This is a genomic window from Campylobacter concisus UNSWCS, from assembly GCF_000466685.1.
In the GTDB taxonomy this organism is placed as follows: Bacteria; Campylobacterota; Campylobacteria; order Campylobacterales; family Campylobacteraceae; genus Campylobacter_A; species Campylobacter_A concisus_A.
In genome coordinates this window covers 1-19,740 of sequence record NZ_ANNG01000038.1, presented here as the reverse complement: position 1 = coordinate 19,740, position 19,740 = coordinate 1, and the positions used below count along the sequence as shown (strand labels likewise).

Annotated in this window: 25 protein-coding genes; 7 read left to right on the top strand and 18 right to left on the bottom strand. The window is 36.8% G+C overall.

The genetic code is table 11. From position 1 onward, the window contains the following. Positions 1-108 precede the first annotated feature (108 nt). The 5 genes from UNSWCS_RS08075 to UNSWCS_RS08055 are packed head-to-tail and all read left to right on the top strand — an operon-like array spanning position 109 to position 3,841. Positions 109-888, top strand: coding sequence for an amino acid ABC transporter substrate-binding protein (locus tag UNSWCS_RS08075; RefSeq protein WP_021088144.1), 780 nt, complete (start codon positions 109-111; stop codon positions 886-888). A gap of 9 nt (positions 889-897) precedes the next feature. Next, on the top strand, positions 898-1,650 hold the full coding sequence (locus UNSWCS_RS08070) for an amino acid ABC transporter substrate-binding protein (protein ID WP_012001170.1): 753 nt from the start codon (positions 898-900) through the stop codon (positions 1,648-1,650). Between the two features lie 9 nt (positions 1,651-1,659). Continuing rightward, entirely contained in the window at positions 1,660-2,412 is a 753-nt protein-coding gene (locus UNSWCS_RS08065) for an amino acid ABC transporter substrate-binding protein (RefSeq protein WP_021088117.1), read from the top strand. A gap of 23 nt (positions 2,413-2,435) precedes the next feature. Further along, entirely contained in the window at positions 2,436-3,104 is a 669-nt protein-coding gene (locus UNSWCS_RS08060) for an amino acid ABC transporter permease (protein ID WP_021088124.1), read from the top strand. Then, the gene (locus tag UNSWCS_RS08055; RefSeq protein WP_021088118.1) at positions 3,104-3,841 is read left to right on the top strand and encodes an amino acid ABC transporter ATP-binding protein; all 738 of its coding nucleotides are present in this window, start codon (positions 3,104-3,106) and stop codon (positions 3,839-3,841) included. Before UNSWCS_RS08060 ends, UNSWCS_RS08055 begins: the two co-directional genes overlap by 1 nt. 28 nt (positions 3,842-3,869) lie before the next feature. On the opposite strand, the gene fldA is transcribed toward UNSWCS_RS08055, so the two are convergent. The 4 genes from fldA to UNSWCS_RS08035 form a co-directional block, all read right to left on the bottom strand. Then, the gene (gene fldA, locus UNSWCS_RS08050) at positions 3,870-4,361 is read right to left on the bottom strand and encodes a flavodoxin FldA (RefSeq protein ID WP_021088114.1); all 492 of its coding nucleotides are present in this window, start codon (positions 4,359-4,361) and stop codon (positions 3,870-3,872) included. Between the two features lie 11 nt (positions 4,362-4,372). Continuing rightward, positions 4,373-5,086, bottom strand: a complete 714-nt coding sequence (locus UNSWCS_RS08045) for a hypothetical protein (RefSeq protein WP_021088128.1) — start codon at positions 5,084-5,086, stop codon at positions 4,373-4,375. A gap of 3 nt (positions 5,087-5,089) precedes the next feature. Next, the gene (locus UNSWCS_RS08040; RefSeq protein WP_002939277.1) at positions 5,090-5,401 is read right to left on the bottom strand and encodes a DUF2325 domain-containing protein; all 312 of its coding nucleotides are present in this window, start codon (positions 5,399-5,401) and stop codon (positions 5,090-5,092) included. A gap of 136 nt (positions 5,402-5,537) precedes the next feature. Continuing rightward, complete coding sequence (locus UNSWCS_RS08035) at positions 5,538-6,704, bottom strand: sugar transporter (RefSeq protein ID WP_021088164.1); 1,167 nt, start codon at positions 6,702-6,704, stop codon at positions 5,538-5,540. 156 nt (positions 6,705-6,860) lie between these two features. Between UNSWCS_RS08035 and nifJ the strand changes: the two genes are divergently transcribed. Then, positions 6,861-10,412 carry a pyruvate:ferredoxin (flavodoxin) oxidoreductase gene (gene nifJ / locus UNSWCS_RS08030; RefSeq protein WP_021088150.1) on the top strand — a complete coding sequence of 1,184 codons (3,552 nt, stop codon included), beginning with the start codon at positions 6,861-6,863 and terminating at the stop codon, positions 10,410-10,412. Between the two features lie 31 nt (positions 10,413-10,443). On the opposite strand, the gene UNSWCS_RS08025 is transcribed toward nifJ, so the two are convergent. After that, positions 10,444-10,875: a hypothetical protein gene (locus UNSWCS_RS08025; protein WP_200862621.1), complete on the bottom strand. Its 432-nt coding sequence runs from the start codon at positions 10,873-10,875 to the stop codon at positions 10,444-10,446. 95 nt (positions 10,876-10,970) lie between these two features. Here UNSWCS_RS08025 and UNSWCS_RS08020 point away from each other — a divergent pair, with 95 nt between their 5' ends. Further along, positions 10,971-11,471 carry a DNA-deoxyinosine glycosylase gene (locus tag UNSWCS_RS08020; RefSeq protein ID WP_021088130.1) on the top strand — a complete coding sequence of 167 codons (501 nt, stop codon included), beginning with the start codon at positions 10,971-10,973 and terminating at the stop codon, positions 11,469-11,471. A 72-nt stretch (positions 11,472-11,543) separates the two neighbouring features. Here UNSWCS_RS08020 and UNSWCS_RS08015 read toward each other — a convergent pair whose 3' ends face one another. The 13 genes from UNSWCS_RS08015 to UNSWCS_RS12000 all read right to left on the bottom strand — a co-directional run. After that, positions 11,544-11,948, bottom strand: coding sequence for a hypothetical protein (locus tag UNSWCS_RS08015; protein ID WP_021088139.1), 405 nt, complete (start codon positions 11,946-11,948; stop codon positions 11,544-11,546). A gap of 31 nt (positions 11,949-11,979) precedes the next feature. Continuing rightward, the gene (locus UNSWCS_RS08010; protein WP_035143769.1) at positions 11,980-12,342 is read right to left on the bottom strand and encodes a hypothetical protein; all 363 of its coding nucleotides are present in this window, start codon (positions 12,340-12,342) and stop codon (positions 11,980-11,982) included. A 75-nt stretch (positions 12,343-12,417) separates the two neighbouring features. After that, positions 12,418-12,756 (bottom strand): hypothetical protein, encoded by a 339-nt coding sequence (locus UNSWCS_RS08005; protein ID WP_035143767.1) that lies wholly within the window; start codon positions 12,754-12,756, stop codon positions 12,418-12,420. Positions 12,757-12,803: 47 nt separating this feature from the next. Then, complete coding sequence (locus tag UNSWCS_RS08000) at positions 12,804-12,989, bottom strand: hypothetical protein (RefSeq protein WP_035143764.1); 186 nt, start codon at positions 12,987-12,989, stop codon at positions 12,804-12,806. A 34-nt stretch (positions 12,990-13,023) separates the two neighbouring features. Continuing rightward, a complete protein-coding gene (locus UNSWCS_RS11535; protein ID WP_051267842.1) occupies positions 13,024-13,416 on the bottom strand; it encodes an Imm41 family immunity protein in 393 nt (130 codons plus the stop codon). Next, positions 13,413-13,793 carry an Imm41 family immunity protein gene (locus UNSWCS_RS11530; protein ID WP_051267841.1) on the bottom strand — a complete coding sequence of 127 codons (381 nt, stop codon included), beginning with the start codon at positions 13,791-13,793 and terminating at the stop codon, positions 13,413-13,415. The genes UNSWCS_RS11535 and UNSWCS_RS11530 overlap by 4 nt, the downstream gene beginning before the upstream one ends. Before the next feature lie 65 nt (positions 13,794-13,858). Next, the gene (locus UNSWCS_RS07985) at positions 13,859-14,365 is read right to left on the bottom strand and encodes a hypothetical protein (RefSeq protein WP_035143763.1); all 507 of its coding nucleotides are present in this window, start codon (positions 14,363-14,365) and stop codon (positions 13,859-13,861) included. A gap of 38 nt (positions 14,366-14,403) precedes the next feature. After that, on the bottom strand, positions 14,404-14,841 hold the full coding sequence (locus tag UNSWCS_RS07980) for a hypothetical protein (protein WP_035143761.1): 438 nt from the start codon (positions 14,839-14,841) through the stop codon (positions 14,404-14,406). A gap of 12 nt (positions 14,842-14,853) precedes the next feature. Beyond that, complete coding sequence (locus tag UNSWCS_RS07975) at positions 14,854-15,063, bottom strand: hypothetical protein (RefSeq protein WP_021088121.1); 210 nt, start codon at positions 15,061-15,063, stop codon at positions 14,854-14,856. 12 nt (positions 15,064-15,075) lie between these two features. Next, on the bottom strand, positions 15,076-15,363 hold the full coding sequence (locus UNSWCS_RS07970; RefSeq protein WP_021088091.1) for a hypothetical protein: 288 nt from the start codon (positions 15,361-15,363) through the stop codon (positions 15,076-15,078). A 2,032-nt stretch (positions 15,364-17,395) separates the two neighbouring features. Further along, on the bottom strand, positions 17,396-17,740 hold the full coding sequence (locus UNSWCS_RS07955; RefSeq protein ID WP_155242308.1) for a hypothetical protein: 345 nt from the start codon (positions 17,738-17,740) through the stop codon (positions 17,396-17,398). A 48-nt stretch (positions 17,741-17,788) separates the two neighbouring features. After that, on the bottom strand, positions 17,789-18,220 hold the full coding sequence (locus tag UNSWCS_RS07950; RefSeq protein ID WP_035143753.1) for a hypothetical protein: 432 nt from the start codon (positions 18,218-18,220) through the stop codon (positions 17,789-17,791). Between the two features lie 2 nt (positions 18,221-18,222). After that, positions 18,223-19,740, bottom strand: a 1,518-nt coding sequence (locus UNSWCS_RS12000; RefSeq protein WP_035143752.1) for a hypothetical protein, incomplete at its 5' end; no start/stop codon positions are given.

Here is a 19,740-nt window from a genome sequence, read left to right as displayed (position 1 = left end):
AATATTACCTAGGTCGCAGTTGCGACTGACATTTGCATAAATCTTAAATTTTTATCTTTTTTTGCAAATTCCGTTATTGATTTTATTTTTTTCTATAATGAGTTTTGTATGAAATTTTCTAGTGCTTTTAAATTTGGTGTGCTCTGCGTAGTTGCTTGCTTGCTCTCTTTAAATTCTGCCTTGGCAAATTCTTACGAGCAGATCAAAAAAGATGGCGTCATAAGGATAGCAACAGAAGGCGTTTATTCGCCATTTTCATTTCACAATGAAAAAGATGAGCTAATGGGCTATGACGTGGAGATAGCAAGAGCCGTGGCTAAAAAACTAGGCGTAAAGCCAAAATTTATCGAAGCTTCATGGGATGCGATGCTTGCGGCATTTGACGCTGGCAAGGCGGACGTGGTGTTTAACCAAGTAAGCATAACCGACGAGCGAAAGAAAAAGTATGACTACAGCGTGCCATATATGCTCTCTTACTCAGCCATCGTCGTGCATAAAGACAATAACGACATCAAAAGTTTTGCTGATCTAAAAGGCAAAAGAAGCGTGCATTCAGTAAATAGCATGTGGATACCAACAGTTGAAAAGTATGGCGCTAAGCTAGTTGTGGCCGATAGTTTGAGCGATCAGATAAATTTGATCATCACAAAAAGAGCTGATGATACGATAGATGATGCGGTGATGTTTTATGACTACATCAAACAACATCCAAACGCCCCTATAAAGATCATCGAAGCTGGCGATGAGCCGATGTATACGGCTGCGATTGTTAAAAAAGGTAACAAAGAGCTACTAAATAAGATAAATAATGCCCTAAATGAGCTTAGCAAAGAAGGAGTTTTAAGCGAAATTTCGCTTAAATACTTCGGCAAAGACATTTCTAAATAAGGAGAATCAATGAATTTTAAGCCCATTTTTGGCTTTATCGCAGGTGCTTTTTTAGCTTTAAATTTAAATGCTTCAACTATCAAAAAAGGCGAGCTTATAGTTGCAACTGAAGGCACTTACTCACCTTACTCATTTTATGACGAAAAGGGCGAGCTAGTAGGTTATGACGTAGATATCGCAAAAGCTGTAGCAAAGAAGCTAAATTTAAAGATAGAGTTTCTAACAGCTCCATGGGACGCGATGCTTGCAGCATTTGACGCTGGCAAAGCGGACGTGGTGTTTAATCAAGTTAGCATAAACGAAGATAGAAAGAAAAAGTATGACATGAGCGTGCCTTACACCATGCCATATCCTGTAATAGTCGTACATAAAGACAATAACGATATCAAAAGTTTTGCTGATCTAAAAGGCAAAAAAAGCGTGCACTCTGCAACTAGCAACTGGGCAGCGATAGCTGAGAAAAACGGCGCAACAGTGGTCGTAGCTGATGGCTTTAGCAAAGGCGTGGAGCTTATCATCTCAAAAAGAGCTGATGATACGATAAATGACAACGTCACATTTTTTGACTACATCAAACAACGCCCAAATGCACCGCTCAAGATCGCATACACTAGCAACGAGCCGATGCCAACAGCTGCACTTCTTAAAAAGGGCAACACCGAGCTACTAGAAGCTATAAACAAAGCGCTTAATGAGCTAAAAGCCGAGGGCAAGATAAGCGAAATTTCGATGAAATATTTTGGAAAAGATATTTCAAAATAAAGGATAAAAATGAAATTTACAAATTTATTAAAAGTAGTAGCAGTGCTTGCAATGGCTCTAAATTTGCAAGCAAAAACTATAAAAGATGGCGTGCTAACAGTAGCAACAGAAGGCACTTACGCTCCTTTTACATTTTATAATGACAAAAATGAGTTAGTTGGATACGACGTAGATATCGCAAGAGCAGTAGCGCAAAAGCTAAATTTAAAAGTTGAGTTTCTAACAGCTCCTTGGGACGCGATGCTAGCAGCATTTGACGCTGGCAAAGCAGACGTTGTGTTTAATCAAGTTAGTATAACTGATGAGAGAAAGAAAAAATATGCTTTTTCAGTGCCTTATACTGTGACATTTGGCGCTATCATCACTAGAAAAGATAATAACGATATAAAAAGTTTTGCTGATCTAAAAGGCAAAAAAGATGCCGACTCAGCGACTAGTAACTGGGCGAAAGTCGCTGTAAAATACGGTGCTGAACACGTCGTAACAGATAGTTTTGCTAAAAGCATGGAGCTTCTTATATCAAGACGTGTAGATGCTGTTGTAAGAGATAACATCGTATTTTATGACTTTATAAAAGAGCGTCCAAACGCACCTGTGAAGATAGCTGCCTCACTTGACGAGAAAGACTACACAGCAGCAGCTGTCAAAAAAGACAATGCCGAACTTGCAGAGCAAATTTCAAATGCTTTAACTGAACTTTCAAAAGAGGGAAAACTAGAAGCCATCTCAAAAAGCTACTTTGGCAAAGACGTCTCAAAATAAATTTATAAACCAACAAGGCAAAAATGGAAAATTTAGATAGAGTGATCGAGCTTGTTTCAAGCTCGACGCTACCGATGATCATCGCACTTTTAAAAGTGACGATCCCACTTACTTTGCTCTCGTTTTCGCTAGGGCTTGTCATCGCCATTATCACAGCAGTAGCAAGGCTTTCAAATATAAAAATTTTAAAATTTATATTTGCCACCTATGTTTGGATATTTCGTGGCACGCCGCTTCTTGTGCAGCTTTTTATTGTATTTTACGGACTTCCTAGCATCGGCATCACGCTTGATACTTGGAGTGCGGCGACTATCGCATTTAGCCTAAACGTGGGCGCTTATGCGTCTGAGTCTGTAAGGGCTGCCATACTTTCTGTGCCAAAAGGTCAGTGGGAGGCCGCTACATCGCTTGGCATGACGCACTATCAAATTTTAAAGCGTATCATCGCGCCTCAAGCAGTGAGGATCTCACTCCCTCCGCTTTCAAACACATTCATAGGCCTTGTTAAAGACACTTCACTAGCAGCTTCTATAACGATGGTAGATATGTTTATGGTCGCTCAAAGGATCGCAGCAAGAACCTTTGAGCCACTCATCCTCTACATCCTAGCAGCACTCATCTATCTAGTGGTTTGCACACTTTTAACCTATCTTCAATCAAGGCTTGAAAAAGCTGTCTCAAGGTATGTCTAATGGCTATAAATTTTAAAAATATAAGCAAATCTTACGGCGATCATTTGGTGCTAGATAACATAAATACAAGCTTTAAAGAGGGGCAAACAACCGTGATAGTTGGCTCATCTGGTTGTGGCAAATCAACGCTTCTTAGGTGCATAAATTTACTTGAGATCCCACAAAGTGGCACTTTAGAGTTAGATGGTAGGAGTGTAAATTTTAAAGAGAAGCTTAGCTCAAAAGAGCTTTTAGAAATTCGCAAAAAAACAGGCATGGTCTTTCAAAGCTTCAACCTCTTCCCGCACCTAACAGCGCTTCAAAATGTCACCGAAGCTCCAATCTACGTTCAAAAAAAGGATAAAAACGAGGCGATAAAAGAGGCAAAAGAGCTTTTAGCTAAAGTGGGGCTTAGTCACAAAGAAGATACCTATCCAAACAGGCTCTCAGGCGGACAAGCGCAGCGTGTAGCCATCGCTAGAGCACTAGCTGTAAATCCATACTTTTTACTGCTTGATGAGCCTACAAGTGCGCTAGATCCAGAGCTTGAGGCTGAAGTTTTAAAGGTCATCTTATCTCTTGCAAAAGAGAAAAAGTCTATGATCATAGTCACTCACAATATGAATTTTGCTAGAAAGATAGCTGATAGAATTTTGTTTTTAGATAAAGGCGTGATCGCCTTTGATGGCTTAGTTGATGAGTTTTTTAATAGCCAAAATGAGAGGATAAAAAGCTTCATCTCGGCTATGGATATATAAATTTAGCTAGAAGATCTAGCTAAATTTATTATGCAAAGTATGGTTTTATCCGCTCGATCCAGGCTGAAATTCTACCCTCAGTTTTGTCACTTTGGTTATCAGCATCAAGCGCTAGACCTACAAATTTACCGCCTCTTACGGCATCAGAGCCATCAAATGTATATCCATCAGTGCTAACTTCGCCAACTACTTTTGCACCTGCTTTTACCACCTCATCGTAAAGCTTTGCCATGCCGTTACAGTACTCATCTGAGTAGCTCTCGCTATCGCCCATGCCAAAAACAGCGACCGTTTTGCCGTTTAAATTTAACGCTTTAAAGTCAAACGCGTCCCAGTCGTCTTGCAAGTCGCCACTGCCCCAAGTCGATGTGCCAAGGATGAGCTTATCAAAGCTATTTATCTTTGCCCCATCCACATCAGAGACGTTTAGAAGCTCGTTTTCAAGCCCCAAACCCTCGCTTATAAGCTTTGCTGCATCTTCGGTATTTCCCATGCTACTTCCATAAACTATACCTATCATTTTTATCCTTTTTAAAAAATTTTACTAATAATCGTATAAGGCACGAGCTTTATGCACCCTCTTGCAAAGCAGTGCCTAACCTCAACATGCCGCCTAAATTCCTCATTTCTAGGACAAACGATATAAACCATCTCGCACTCGCGACCAAGCGCGCAAACGGCTGCATCGATGTCGTCGTTTAAATTTCTCATATCATCAAAGCTCACCCTTTTAAAGCTTGGCATGACGCTGAGTAAATTTTTGCCATCTTTTTTGACCGAGATGACACCGCCATTTAGCACAACCTCTTTGTCCTGATGGCGGAGGCGTATTTTATCATAAACAAACTGGCAAAACATCTGCCCTGCGTCAATGAAAAACTCAAATTTCCCGCTTTTATAAAGCATCTTTATCATCTTTGCAGCTGCCATCTTTGGCTCTTTCGCTACAAATTTCAACGCTTTAAAGTCATTTTTCAAATAAGCATTTATGATGATGTTTGAAGGCATGCAAAAGCTATCAACTGGTTTGAAATTTAAAAATTTCTCACGCAGCAAGAAATTTATCCTAGCCTCAAAAATATCTTTGAAATTTAGAAATTTAGCGTAAGAAAGCGGGATCTTTAGCTCGCCCTCAACGCCAACATTATAAAGTGCGATGAAAATTTTCGCACGTGAAAGCTTGTCAAGCTTTGCAAAAATACTTGGAGTTATTTCGCCAATATCTGATAAAAACCCGAACTTCATCGATTATTCTTTGCATCCAAATTCCTTATCTAGGCCAAAGACCTTACAATACTCGCAAAATACGCAACTAACGCTTCTTTTAGCACAAACGATAGGGATATTTCTCTTTTTTGCTTGAGTTTTAATGGTCTTCATCGTGTTGTGATTTAAAAAGCTAGTGAGCATCACCACGCACTCGGTGTCTTGTGGGATCGGCTTGCGATTTACGCGGTTTTCGTTTCTAGCGTCCCAGTGCTCTATCTTTTCAGCTCCTAAATCATGCAAAACAGCCTTAATAGGCGTGATCTCATCTGCTCCGATAACTAAAACTGACATAACAAGCTCCTAAAATTTATTCGTTTTCTGATAACGATTATAAAAAAGCTTAGCTAAAATTATTCTTAGTTATGATATTTATTATCACTTATTTGTAGAAATTTGTAACGTTTTTGGTTGTTTAAAAAGGCTAAATTTAATTAGCCTTTTTAAATTTAACCGCTGCAACAAGAAAGATAACAAGCCCAGCCACTGCAAAAAGGCTGCCAACGTTGCCGATATTTTGCTCGCCAAGGCGGACTATCGTCTGATGTCCTATGAGAGCGCCAGCTCCTATGCCGATATTGTAAATAGCCGAGTATATCGCCATCGCAGCGTCCGTGGCATTTGAGGCTAAGCTTAGCACCTTTATCTGAAAGCTCATATTTATCCCAGCTATGCCAAGCCCCCAGATAAAGGCAAGCACAAGCATCAAGCTCTCGTTTGTAGCGATCAAATTTAGCGCAATCAAGCAGGCTAAAATGATCGCTATTGAGATAGCTGTAAAAGCATTTGGTATGAGCTTATAAAATTTAGAGAAAAGCGCGCTTGCTACGATACCAGCGACACCGAACAAAAGCAAAAATATGGTGATAAATTTACCATCAAAGCCACTAATATCTTTAGTAAACGGCTCGATGTAGCTATAGGTGCTAAAATGCGCGCTGATAACGATAGCGGTTAGCAAAAATATCACCATCAAAAAGCCATTTCTTGCAAGCTCTGGCAAACTCTTTAGCGAGCCTGAGTTTTTGCTAGGCAAAAGTGGCAAAATTTTATATAGCCAAGCCCCAACGCCCACAGCAAAAAGCCCGATCAGCCCAAATGTGACACGCCAGCCCAAGCTATCGCCTAAAATTCTACCAAGTGGCAAGCCAAGTATCATCGCCATCGATGTGCCAAGTGCTAAAAGTCCCAGAGCTTGCGAGCTTTTATTGATAGGTGCCACCCTGACGGCAAGCGAGGCGGTGATAGACCAAAATATGGCATGTGAGATGGCTATTAGCACGCGAGCTATGACTAAAACCGTGAAATTCCAAGCGACTGCACAAAGTGCGTGAGAAGCGACAAAGATGATAAAAACCTTTAAAAGCAGCGACCTTCGCTCTAAATTTGCAGTTAAAAGCATAAATGGTAGCGAGAGTATCGTCACGCTCCAAGCATATATCGTGATGATTAGCCCAGTATCAGCCGTACTCATGCCAAAATCCTTCGCCATGTCGCTTAAAAGAGGCACTGGCACGAACTCAGTTGTATTAAATATAAAAGCTGCAAAAGCTAACGCGATAACCCTTAGATAGGCTATTTTATGAATATTTATCAAAATTTCATCCTTTTTACTTTGCCTCTACAATATTAAAATTTGACTTACATCTTAGTTATTTATAAATTTTAATTTTTTAATGATAGAGATTAATGACAAATTTTGGATTATTTCCTTATAATAAAGCCATTTTTAAGATAATTTTAAGGCGGAAATATGTCAAAAATAATGAAAACTATGGACGGAAACGAGGCCGCAGCTTACGCGTCATACGCATTTACCGAAGTAGCTGGAATTTACCCTATCACTCCTAGCTCGCCTATGGCTGACTACACTGACCTTTGGGCAGCGCAGGGCAAGAAAAATTTATTTGGTATGCCAGTAAAAGTGGTCGAAATGCAAAGCGAAGGCGGCGCAGCTGGCACGGTGCATGGCTCACTACAAGTCGGCGCGCTAACTACGACCTACACAGCTTCTCAAGGCCTACTTTTAAAAATTCCAAATATGTATAAAATAGCAGGCCAGCTCCTCCCTGGCGTCATTCACGTCTCAGCTCGCTCTCTAGCAGCGCAGGCACTTTCAATATTTGGTGACCACCAAGACATCTATGCCTGTCGCCAAACCGGCTTTGCTATGCTAGCAAGCGGCTCAGTGCAAGAGGTGATGGATATAGCAGGAGTTGCGCATTTAGCGGCGATAAAAGGCAGAGTGCCGTTTTTACACTTCTTTGACGGCTTTAGAACGAGCCATGAAATTCAAAAGGTCGAGGTGCTTGACTACGCGCACTTTGATAGACTTCTTGATAGAGAGGCGCTACAGAAATTTAGAGACAATGCACTAAATCCAGAGAGCCCAAAAACTCGTGGCACAGCGCAAAATGATGATATCTACTTTCAAACAAGAGAGCTAAGCAACCGTTTTTATGATGCAGTGCCAGATATCGTGGCAAACTACCTAGCTGAAATTTCAAAGATCACTGGCCGTGACTACAAGCCGTTTAACTACTACGGCGACCCAGAAGCGACGCGCGTTATCGTAGCCATGGGCTCAGTGACGCAAACTCTTGAAGAGGTCGTGGACTATCTAAACGCAAAAGGCGAAAAGGTGGGCATCATCAAGGTGCATTTATACCGCCCATTTAGCACGAAGTATCTTTTTGACGTGATGCCAAAGAGCGTGAAAAAAATAGCCGTTCTTGACCGTACAAAAGAGCCTGGCAGCCTTGGCGAGCCACTATATCTTGATATAAAAGCTGCATTTTATAGCCAAAAGGACGCCCCGATCATAGTTGGCGGCAGATACGGCCTAAGCTCAAAGGACGTCGATCCTGCGCAGATGCTAGCTGTATTTGAAAATTTAAACCAAAACGAGCCAAAAGATGGCTTTACAGTGGGTATCGTTGATGACGTAACTTTTACGTCACTACCGACTGGAGAGAAAATTTCACTAAGCGACGAGAGCGTTAAAGAGTGCTTATTTTACGGCCTTGGCGCTGATGGCACCGTGGGCGCAAACAAAAACTCGATAAAGATCATCGGCGATAAGACCGATCTTTACGCACAGGCATATTTTGCCTACGATAGTAAAAAATCAGGCGGTTACACACGCTCGCACCTTCGCTTTGGCAAAAAGCCGATCCGCTCGACCTATCTCGTCTCAAACCCGCACTTTGTAGCCTGCTCAGTCGCAGCATATCTTGAAATTTACGACGTGATTGACGGCATCAGAGAAAACGGCACATTTTTATTAAATTCTATATGGGACGCAGAGCAGACCATAGCGAAGCTGCCAAATAAAGTTAAGAAAATTTTAGCTAGCAAAAATATAAATTTCTACATCATAAACGCAACAAAGCTAGCACACGATATCGGCCTTAAAAACCGCACAAATACCATAATGCAGTCGGCATTTTTCAAGCTTGCAGACATCATACCATTTGAAGATGCGCAAAAATATATGAAAGAGTACGCTCACAAAGCCTACGCTAAAAAAGGCGAGGCGATCGTGCAGATGAACTACAACGCTATCGACGTTGGCGCAAATGGGCTCATAAAAGTGCCGGTTGATCCTGCGTGGGCAAATTTAGCAGATGATGAACAAAAAGATGAAAAATATATCGGCAACAGCTTCATCGAAAACGTCGTAAAACCGATAAATGCGGCCAGAGGCGATAGCCTACCAGTCTCTGCCTTCATAGGCTACGAAGACGGACACTTCGAAGCTGGCACGACAGCTTACGAGAAGCGCGGCGTTGGCGTAATGGTGCCAAAATGGATCGAGCAAAACTGCATCCAGTGCAACCAGTGTGCATTTGTCTGCCCACACGCTGTAATCAGGCCATTTTTGATAGACGAAAACGAGCTTAGCGCAGCACCACAAGGCGTAAAAGAGCACAACCTAGAGGCAAAAGGCAAAGAGCTTAAAGGGCTAAAATATAAAATCCAAGTAAGCCCGCTAGACTGCACCGGCTGCGAGCTGTGCGCGCAAAACTGCCCAAGCAAAGAAAAATCGCTCGTCATGGTGCCGCTTGAAGAAGAGCTAGGCAAAAACGAGCAAGAAAATGCTGATTATCTATTTAAAAAGGTCGCTTACAAAGACGATCTCATGAACAAAGAGAGCGTTAAGGGCGTTGGCTTTGCTAAGCCGCTCTTTGAATTCCACGGCGCTTGTCCGGGATGTGGCGAAACTCCGTATATCACGCTTATAACAAGGCTCTTTGGCGAGCGCATGATCGTTGCAAACGCAACTGGTTGTAGCTCGATATATGGCGGCTCAGCTCCATCTACTCCATACACCACAAATGACGAAGGCAAGGGCGTTGCGTGGGCAAATTCGCTATTTGAAGATAATGCTGAGTTTGGCATGGGTATGAACGTAGCGATGGAGACTATGCGCCACCGCATCGAAGATATAATGAGAAACAACATAGATAGCGTGCCAAACGCACTTTCAGCTCTTTACAACGACTGGATAAATTTCAAAAATGATGGCATTAAAACGCAAGAGATCACGAAAAATTTATTGCCTATTTTAGAGCAAAATTTAAGCGTGCCAGGCGTGAAAGAAATTTTAGAGCTTAAGAAATTCCTAGTCAAGAAGTCGCAATGGATCATCGGCGGCGACGGCTGGGCGTATGACATTGGCTTTGGCGGACTTGACCACGTGCTTGCAAGCGGCGAAAACGTAAATGTGCTAGTGCTTGACACCGAAGTTTATTCAAACACTGGCGGCCAAAGCTCAAAATCAAGCCGCGCAGGCTCGATAGCGCAATTTACGGCTAGCGGCAAACCAGCCCAGAAAAAGGACCTTGGCTACATCGCGATGACTTACGGCAATATTTTTGTAGCGCAGATCAACTCAAACGCGAGCCAAGCAAACGTGATAAAAGCGATCGCAGCAGCTGAAGCGTATGACGGCCCAAGCCTCATCATCGCCTACTCTCCATGCATCGCTCACGGCATCAAAGGCGGCTTGTCGCAGTCAGGCGGCCAAGGCGAGCTCGCGACCAAGTGCGGATACTGGCCGACATATCTATATGATCCGCGCCTTTTAAAAGAGGGACAAAATCCGCTCAAAATCACCTCAAAAGAGCCAGACTGGTCGCTTTATGAAGAGTTTTTGCTAAACGAGGTTCGCTACAACTCGCTTAAGAAGACCAACCCTGAGCACGCAGACGAGCTACTAGCTAAAAACAAAGCTGACGCTCAAAGACGCTACCGCCAGCTAAAACGCCTTAGCCTAGCAGACTTTAGCGACGAGATCAACTAAATTTTAGGTGCTTTTGCACCTAAAATTTACTCTAACAGCTAGAATACATCTTGCTTGAAATTTTTTTAAATTTAATACCGCCTATCTCGTCAAAGGCAAAATGACGCTCATTAAGATCGCCCATCATATATGAAAAATAAAATTTATTCTCCGCAAAAGCCACTTCACTGGCTATGATCTCGCCAAGGGCTCTATCGTCTATATGAAAATTTTTAAAAAGGACACTTAGCTCAAAGTAGCCATTTTGCAAGTCTCCGATATAAAATTTAATCCTAGTGCCGCTTTTCATAAAGGCAAAAGATACTATCTTTGCATCACTAAAATTTATATCTACAAAAATTCTCTCCAGTGTCTTTAGCTCGCCATAAAAAGACCTTATATACGAGCCATAATCCTCTTTCCTCTTTTCAAACTCATCATCGTCCAGATCGCCATTTATCCAGCTCTTATCGAAAAACCTCATCTTGCGCCAAGGCACTGTAGCTCCTTAAATTTAACTTCTAAAGCAAATTTTATATATCATTATCTAAAATTATTCATAAATTTAAAAGGTGAAAAATGAGCCATACGCACCCTTTTAAGCCAATCTTTGACAAAAACTCTAAAATTTTAATCCTAGGCTCATTTCCCTCTGTCATCTCTCGTAAATTTGGCTTTTATTATACAAATCCACAAAACCGCTTTTGGCGGGTGTTGGCTGGGATTTTAAATGCTGATGTGCCAGAAAGCATTGATGAAAAGATAAAATTTCTACTCTCTCATCACATCGCGATATATGACGCAGCGATATCATGCGAGATAGAGGGCTCAAGCGACGCCAAGATGAGCAAGATCGTGCCTGCAAATTTAAAGCCGATATTTGAAGAGGCAAAGATTAGGCAAGTTTATGCAAACGGCGGCAAGGCTTACGAAATTTGTAAAAAATATTTAGAAGGTGAGATCATAAAAGCGACAAAAAATGAAGTGATAAAACTACCATCAACCAGCCCTGCAAATGCTAAATTTAGCCTTGAAAAGCTTGCAAAAGAGTGGTCGGTGATAGCTAGAGCGCTAGAATAACAAAAATCAAAATGACTTTACCTTTGAATTATTTTTGCCTTGCTCCCTTTTTGCATTACAAAATTTATAAATTTATCTCTTTAACTTTCGCTTTTTATTTCTAGGCTTTGATCTAAGCAGCAGCTCGGTCTTTGGTTTTGGCCTTGTTTCATAGTGTGTGTTATAGCATTTTAGTAGCTCTTGTCCGCACCCTTTACATGTAGTTTCGCCTATATGATAAAATTTCATGCAGTCAGGGCACCACATGCCCTCTAGCCTTTGCACGATTGGCGGCTCTTTTCTAAAAGCCATCCAAAAGCTATATATACCCAAAAATAAAAAACTAAAAGCTGGCAAAAGATATAAATTGCCAGCATCGTCAAATTTAAAAAATTTTTCGCCTACTTTTACATTTTTATGTATTAGCATAGATATGCAATCAAACAAGCACATAAATCCTATAAAAGACCAGCCTATGCGTTTAAATATATAAAACATTATAAAAATTAAATCTTCACTAATACAAAAGCTAACTATTTTTATATTTTGCAAACAAATTTAGTATTATTCTTGCAGCCAAAATAGTAAATATAAAAATAGCTATATATTTCATATAAGAGTCATCAAAAATATTCAAGATAAGCCTAAAGCCTAGTAGATATATCAAGAGCAATGCAATGAACGACAGAAGGTCAAATTTAATTAATCCACTTGCTTTGCTATTCTTGACAAAAAATGGCGCAACACAATAGATAAAAGTGCAAACAAAAAAGGAGACCGAAAGAAGATCGGCTTCACTCCAGCCCCTAATATAGTACTTCCCATAGACCATACATAAAACGAGCTCTACAAACGATATACAACCCACAGCTACTCTTTCACCTTTTTCCATTCCACTCCCTATTTTGGCAATATCGCCTAAATTTTAAATGAATTTATATGGAATTTACATAGCCAATGAAAGAGCCTATATTTTAGATGCTTTTTTACCGTGCTTGTCGTTAAATTTAGTTAGTGACTTACCACAATCTGGGCACCAAAAGACATCTTTGCCGACTTTAATAGCTTTGCCACAGCTATTACACCATTTGTCTTCAAATTCTTTCTTGATATTTTTAAATTTAATAGACCTATATCCAAGCCAAAAAAATAATATGGCGCCAACTAATGCCGCCACACCAGAAAGCAAGTAGAAATCTCCCATCAAAGAGTAGTCGGTACTATCATATGCTCTTGCTATTTTCTTGCTAGCAAAAATTTGAATAGCAGTTATCAAAAATCCAGTAGATATAATAAAATTACTCATTTTTCATTACCTTTAAGCCAACAAGAGTCAAATTTACAGTTCCTCAACTACTTTTTTAACTCCCTATATATAAAAAACAAACCAAGCAACGCCATGACAGATCCCATTGGTATATTTAGACCATAAGGGATAACATCTCCTTTTGGCAGACCAAAAATATTTATCAGTGGGGCCGGATCCTCTAGGATAGACAGCCCTCCGGCAAAAATAACAAAACCTATTAAATAGTTCATTTTACCTCCTTTAATCAGATTACCGTAATACCTTTTATTTTGGAGCATATATAAAATCTGTATAAAAAAATTTATCATCATCTAGAGACACGGTCAAGATTAAAGACCTGAGCCTATTAACTCTATCAGATATGCTGGGTCTCAAAGGACTGATTAGATAGTTGCTTTTCTTTTTAAAAGACCTCTCACATGTTTTTACCTTGAAAGGGCCAAAGTGATATAAAGGGGTATTCAATAGCCAAACTATACCCCTCATTATCCTAATCGGTAGCTCTTTTTTATGATATTTTTTATATATATCTATAAGGTCGCTCTCTAATAGCCAATACTTCTCATCACTCCACTCAAAATAATCCATAAGACCTGCAACAAATGAGTTCTCATCATAGCATTTTTCATATGCTAAATTTTTATAAAAATACTTCATAAGTCCTCTATGTAATCAAAATCAACACTTCTAATATCGCCATCATATATTCCAAATATGTAGCTACTTATCACCTCCAGTCTCTCTTTTGGGTCAAATTCCAATGATAGATATGGCCTTTTGATAGACTTTTTCTCAAATATAAGCTCTTGAGTACTATGCATAATAAAAACATCCAATATAGACACTATCCCTGCAAACAGTTCTCTTGGAATTTTTACTTCACATTTGTTATCATAAATTTCAAGCAGATCTTTTTCTAGTCGCCAATATTTATCATCATACCATATGCCGTTAAGAACTATTTGTCCTATAAATGAATCCTTATCAAAATACTTACTTGTTTTTACATTTTTATAAAAATTTTCAAATTTCATCAATCGCCTGCTCCATTTATGTTTTTTAAAAATTTGATTTTCCAAATTTTAAAATATTTATGTTATTAGTTCACAACAAATTTAGGCAAACCCCTTAAATAAAGACCAAATTTTATAGCCATTCTTTTTATTATCTCTTCGCTTTCATCTTTGCAATAAACCATATAATAATAATCGCTCAAAGATGCGATATAGATACAAATTCCAGAAAAATATATACGATATGCAAACTGCACACCAAAAGTGTCCCTAAAGCTAAGCATTGTAAAAATTTCGATATCTTCTTGGCAAGTTATACTTTTTGCTCTAAGTAAATTTTCTAATCTTCTTTGCGAATATTTTGCATCAAAAAGAAGCTTTGTGACTTTTTTATAGTTGCAAAAACGAATTCTTGTTGATGCTTTTTCTTTGATAGCAAAAAGTGCTAGAAAAAATTTTAAATATTTATCTTCGTTGCCTAAATAATAGCTTTTCTCTTCATCACCCATTTCCGTAAAGCTATTTTTAAAATATTCTTGAGCTTCATCTTCATTTAAATTTCTATTAAATACATCCAAAATAAAACACTTCATTTTCTTAGTACCTTGCCTTCTTTGCTACTTAAAATCAATTAAATAAGCTTCTGTAACTTCATAAATTTTTCTTTTCGTTTAGAACCAGCAATATATTGATCTATTTGTGAATATAAAAGTGGTAGTTTTTGAAGATCGCTAGTTAGTATCTCAAAATCATTTTTGACACAGAACGATATGATAAATTTTAAAATATCCTTATATTCACTAGTGAAATTGATACGCAGTAATGCCCCATCTACCAATCCATTGTTGTCAAAAGAGATCTGCAGGCAGCTATCCTCTAGACTGCCATAAATGTCCAAGCTGTCCGACCATGATTTTACTTGTGGCAAAATATAAGCAACACTATTAAAAATTTCTTTATTAACTGATACTTTATGCCAAAGGATAGAATCATCAAATGTTTCTAAATTTAAAACCGCCTCATCTCTGTTACTCGGTAAAATGTAAAAATCACATTGCCAAATCGCCAATACTAACTCCTTTTATGAATATAGTTTTACAGCATAAAAATTACCATTGATATTTTTGCATGCAACAGTATCATTAAAACCAAATTCTAGCATCTCGTCAAGTTTTTCAAAATCGGTCTTATCTACTATCTTAAAAATATTTTCCTTTAAACAAACTGCTTTGACTGGACGCCAAGCGTGTATATCTTCATTTAGTATTTTTACATAAATATTAGTAGTCATATTTAACTCATTTTACTCATATTCTTCTTCTAATTGGCAACTGAAATTTTCTATATCTATTTTAATACCAAATTTTTCAAACAGTATCTTGTTTATCTCTGGCGTTATATCGTAAGCTCCGCTTAGGTATTCATTTCCATTTTCATCTAATTGGATATGTTTTTCATCTGGATAGACATTTAATAAAACATTCTCAATATCATTTAACGTACAATTTTCAATAGGGACAGATTTTACAAAACTATCATCAAATTTATTATAATAAATAACGCAAATATTAGTTTTTGGCTTAGATTTCATTTTTTACACCCCTACCCATTAGCCTCTCACAAATACCTACTTTTATTATCAATATGTTCCCAACTATTATGTAATTCATCAAGACTATATAAAACGCCGGTGCTTTTGTTGATACAAATTTCTACCACTTTGAGCAATAACTAATTTTTACATCTTTTTTAGCCTACCTTAAAGACTCTCCGCTTGTTCCAGAAATTTCTATTTTATTATTGCCCCTCAATTCCACCTAGATAAAGTTCATAAAAGAATTATTTATATTTATCTATCAATTTGTTTAAATTTACAAAAAAAGAACAAGCAAGATAGCAAATATCAACTATGAGCTGAAGACATAAACAAGCAAATGCGATATAGAGTAAATTTCTATCACCTAGGTCGTATGCAAAAAATTGAGGAATGTTTATAAAATTTGTCAGGATGATCATTATAGCACCAAGAAAAATAAACAAGTATCTAATCATAAATTTTCGACCCTTGTTTTTAGACTCTTTTAGCCAAAAAATCAAAAATATAAAACTTGCAATAGATCCGAAAATTAGACCAATATTATTAAAAGCCAACGTTATCTCCCATCAAAAAAATAGTAACTATCAGAAATATATTCAAAAATAGTTGATAATAGCCAGAAAAGTGCTTATGGTTATTTTGCCAATCTATCACTATAATGGCTGGCCAGATCATATTCATAAAAAAAACAACTATCATGGCCATTAATATTCCAGTGCTTATTTCTGACCAATTGTTGTGATAATAGACAATATAGCAAGCAAAATAGACAAGTATGGCAAAACCTATAACAATACATAAAATAGATAAAAATCTCAGAAATTTATATATGAAATTTAGCATAAATCGCTTACTTATATATAGTATTAAATAAAGCACTAAATTTGATATTAAAAAAATAGATACTAGTTCCACTTGTTATCCTGTCACTTTGTAAGCTGAAAAATGGATTTACTCCAAACCTTGTCAATTAGTTCAAAATCCGCCAACTTTTGCTTTTATCCTTTAATTTTACATTTTTAACCTTTAGCAAATTCTTGATTTTCTTTTTTTGATTTCTCTTTTTGGATTTTGGTGTTATAAAATGAAAATTTTCATTACTCGGGCATTTTTTGATGTTTTTTGTGAAGCGCAAAGCAAGATAGAAAATGTGAAACAGCTGCCAAGCTCATAATAACTGAAACAAAACAAGTATCACCCAAACTGGAAAAATCATGTTCTATTGCAAATCTTTCGAATTTTTTATTTGCAAATATCCTAATAGATATAAATAAAAATCCAAAACCAATAAAGACATAGCAAAATTTATAAAACATAGTTATTTCTTGAATTTGTTGTTATTGTTTTTGTTTTTTAAATTTTATTTTTTCAAATTTGACTTATTTTTGGATTTTTCTCTTTTTTATTTTGGTACACAAAAAGAGAATTTGTAAATTTATTGTTTCCAGTATTCTTTTTTATAATAATATATTAAAGATATTGTTACAATTACATGAAATATAATATCTTCTATTTCGGCATTGTGCCAACCACGAAAATAATATTTACCATAAAAGATACACAAAAAACTTTCTATCGACATTACAATAATTGATATTACTATATAATATTTCAAAGGAATAGAGTAATTCATAATTTTATACCTTAATTGTTTCTGCTGGCATACTATCACCAAAATTTAACCTCGGTTGCTCCATTTTACCTATTGATTTGCTATACTGGCGATCCGCTTATATCTTTTTTGCGATATTTTATTCATTTAGGATTCTTTTTATAAAAAATGCCAAAAAGACAAAAACTGGCAAATATAAAAAAGGACGCAAAAAATATAAATTTTTCAACATCATTTGAAAAGTAATATTTAAATCCACGATATGAAATATAATTAAACTCCAAAAAACTAAAAGCGTAAATATATGAACTAATAGATATAAAAATCAAAAAAATCTTAGTTCTCATTTGTCGTTTTTCCACTCTTTATAAACTCCACACAAGCCAGCTCCTACTGCCCAAAGCAAGAGAATGTCTAAACACTTTTATCTTTTTCTAAATTTTTCAACTCATCTGGAAACTGTCCATAATATTTTTCAACTTCTATTGTTTCAACATTACATTTAGGGCATTTACTATTTTTAGTATCAGCGTAATTATAACTATTTTTACACTTTGGACACTTTGTAAATTCTGGCATTTTAGAATTTAGCCTTATCAAATATATCGTATATGTGATCAACAAAATAATTAAAACTATCTGCATGATTATAGACTGCGCAGTTGATACTACATATACTTTTCCGCCTTTATAGCCCTCTTCTGTTAATAATTTATATAAATTTAAAGATGATAACAATGTAAAAAATATTGCTATCACTATCCGTATTTTAATCATGACTTAAGCCTATTTACTCGTAAATTTACATCAATCATCAACGTTACCTTTATCTTTTTTTCGTTTATTTCTAACACTTCTTCTTTTGGGTCCTTTTTTTCTTTTTTCTAAAAATTCTAGTTTTCTTATATAGTCGCCATATTTACTTGCATCCATCACCTCGCCACCACAAAAATTGCATTTACTTTTATCACGTAAATGCCCAAACCACCAAGTAGTTTTACATTTAAGACATACTAAATACTCTGGGTATTTTTTGATGTTTTTTGTGGAACGCAAGGCAAGATAGAAAAATGCAAAACTAGCTGCCAAGCTAATAATAGCTGGAATAACATAAGTATCACCCAAACTGGAAAAATCATGTTCAATTGCAAATCTTTCAAATTTTTTGTTCGCAAATATCCTAACAGATATAAATAAAAATCCAAAGCCAATAAAGACATAGCAAAATTTATAAAACATAGTTACTCCTTGAATTTGCTATTATCAGTATTTATTGCATTCACTAGTTTCTTTCCTGATTTTCTTATTGTATTATAGATGTCAATAATCGATTCTCCAAATTCTTCAGGGTGTAAAAATTGATATGTTGCATAACCAATAGCGCCAGCAATAGTAGCATCTGGAACACCTCCTGGAAGATAACTGTTTATATATTCCATGGTCATAGCAGGATTATTTACGATGCTAAAATCGCTAGCTTTCTTAAATTCCTGTTTTGAGATAGTTTTTATACCTGATCGCTGCAATGCGTTTTTCCCAACAGCCAAAAGCCCATCTTGTGTAATTTCATAATGATTTCCAACAAGCACCTTTTCTTCTTTTATTACCCCAGTTGGTCTTATTATATAATTTTTAGTTAAAGGATTATGCCCTACCACTGCATACTCTTTACCGCCTATATTTATTGTTTGAACACCTTTTATTGTTATTAGTTGATCTAGTTTAACAATAGAGCTTAATGCCGCATCTGCAAAATTTGTATTTTTTACTAAATTTACGCCTTTTGCTCCAACCTTACCTACCGCAACCACTCCGTCTTTTGCTAACTTACCTAAACCAACAGCGCCTTTTCCAAGACCAACACCCACTCCTTTGCCTATTGCTGCTACACCAGTTAAACTAGATGTATCAAATCCTGATATTAATGCTATATCATCGCTTATGCCATTATAATCATAAACTTTTTCTAAAATCTTTTTATCGTTGTTAAATATATTATAGTACATATTTCTTACGCCACTTACTCCGTTTACGGTTATATCTTTCGCCAAAGATATAGCACCGTCACGCAAGCTAGAGGCGGTAAAAGTCTGATCTTTATACCAGTTTTGCAAGTTGCTTGGTATTTTATCTGCATTAGATGCCAAGTTTAATATACTATTTTTAACTGTTTCTAGCGGCAAAGAGTCTATGTTTGGATGAATATATTTATTGTAAAAATCTATATTATTAATAGCTACATCTAAATTTAATCTATTATTTCTATTATCAAATTTATCAACTACAAATAGACCATCTTTGTTGTCAGATTTTGTCAAAAACTCTTTTGCTAAGGCATCATCTTTATTAAACATCAAAGACCAAACATTATCACTTTGCTTTAGTGCTTGCACTGAAAGTCTTGAAATGGCTTCATCTTGAGAAATATCTATACCTGTTCTCTCTCTAATGAAGTTAGCAAAATTATTGCCATTAGCCTTTAACCATTCTATTTCTGGCTGACTAAATTGTCTATTATCCCCCTTACTCTTATCTAGTCCATTAAACATATAAGAATTTAAAAGTAGAGTATTTAAGCTACTTTGATTTTTAATATAGTTTATCGCTGCATCTTTGGCATTGATGCCACTATCTTGTAAATTTAGAGCTTTGCTTAGATAGTCACTAAAACTATTTTCTTTTAGTTTTGCATATCTATCTTGCTTACTATCTCCTGGTATAAATTTGCCAGCTTTATAATCCATAGCATGTTTTAACTC